Below are 1,389 nucleotides of genomic sequence, written 5' to 3'. Positions count from 1 at the left end.
TCGGTGTGCCTTCACCATCAGCGCGAACAGGAAATACATGGCTACGAAGTAATTCGCGATCGTTACGGCGAAAAGGGCGTACAACCACCCGGGTACCGTTGCGGCCGTCGATCCCGAGATGAAATACGCTGCACCGGAGATCAACGCGAGGGAAATCCCAACTCTCCCGAGAGGCCCACTTGGACGTGACCACTGCTCGGCAGTCAATCCTGGGAGCATATCTGTTTTCTTCATCTCGTCCACCAACCCTGGCTCCCGTATCGACGCATACCCACAGTCAGACTATGGGTATCGGCCACAACGCCGAAGATCGTCAGTAATTTCTTGGCCCCGTCTGCGCGCCTGCCCGAGTCCCGTCGCGCCTGCAGCACCGCCTGGAGGTTCGTGCCCTCGGGGCACCGCCTACTCTTCACGCAACGTCCGTTGTTCTTGGCTGCCGGTGGGCGGGAGGCCTTCCAAGGTGCCACGGGCGGCACTGCCTCGGGATGATCTGGCCGGGTCGGTGCGGTTCTTCAGTTCCGGTGAGGGTTCCCGCTCAGGGATCCGTCCTATTTCGTGTCCTGTGGAGTCGTGTGGTGTTCGGCACGCACTTCGGTGAAGTCCCACACCTCCTGTTGAAGTCGGTCAACGAGCACGTCGCCCGCGGTCGTCCACACATCCCCGGCCGCAGAGCTTGGCCATCCTTCATGATGTGTGAATGTGGCATTCCAGTAGTCGAACCACTGACGCAGGTCGTGTTGAAGCTCCGAGCTGAAGCCCAGATCGTCAGCGCTGACGGCGCCCAGTTCCTCGTCCCACAGGGGCCAGATGTGCGGCCAATCGGGATAGAAGCGAATTACTCGAAGGGCCCCGTCACGCTGTCGTCCCGCACGCCGAATCGCTCTCTCCTCGTTGGCGAAGGCCGGCACGACGAGCTCAACCTGGGTAACAGGATCCACTACTCGGGAGTCACTATGCACACGGCCACCCTACGGTGTGCGGCGTCGGGAGCCAACGTGGTCAGACAGCCGGCTATTCCCTTTGACGTTTCCAACGTGTCACAGATGGCTTCGGTCCTCGCCCGTCGAACGTCAGGGCTGAACTGTCGCGTTGGTCGTAGCGGTAGACAGGGCAGGAAACAGGCCCGCCCTTGATTCATCTACCAGAGAGCAAGGAAGGCAATTCGATGTTCGGTGTCGACCATCTTTGACAGCGGCACCCATGACGCTGGCGGGTTAGGAATGAATGGCCTGAATAGGGCCCGCTGGATCAAAGCATTTAGGTTCAGGTCAAACCAACCTAGACAAGAGCCAAGCGAGGTCTTGGTAATCCCAAACAACACGATCCAAGAGATGGCCGCCACGGGAACCACTATCCACAGAAGCACCCCCTTGGTCATCAAGATCAGAA

3 protein-coding genes are annotated in these 1,389 nt (G+C 59.5%); all 3 read right to left on the bottom strand.

Annotated features, from left to right (window positions below):
• A partial coding sequence (locus tag JF66_RS24580; RefSeq protein WP_231556492.1) for a hypothetical protein occupies window positions 1–234 on the bottom strand: 234 nt, incomplete at its 3' end.
• Between the two features lie 314 nt (window positions 235–548).
• Complete coding sequence (locus JF66_RS17950; RefSeq protein WP_156109900.1) at window positions 549–959, bottom strand: hypothetical protein; 411 nt, start codon at window positions 957–959, stop codon at window positions 549–551.
• Between the two features lie 179 nt (window positions 960–1,138).
• Window positions 1,139–1,389: hypothetical protein (locus JF66_RS24575; RefSeq protein WP_035880162.1), on the bottom strand; the 251-nt coding region annotated here is incomplete at its 5' end.

The sequence above is a fragment of the Cryobacterium sp. MLB-32 genome (assembly GCF_000738085.1).
Taxonomy (GTDB): Bacteria; Actinomycetota; Actinomycetes; order Actinomycetales; family Microbacteriaceae; genus Cryobacterium.
This window is presented reverse-complemented; position numbering and strand designations above follow the sequence as displayed.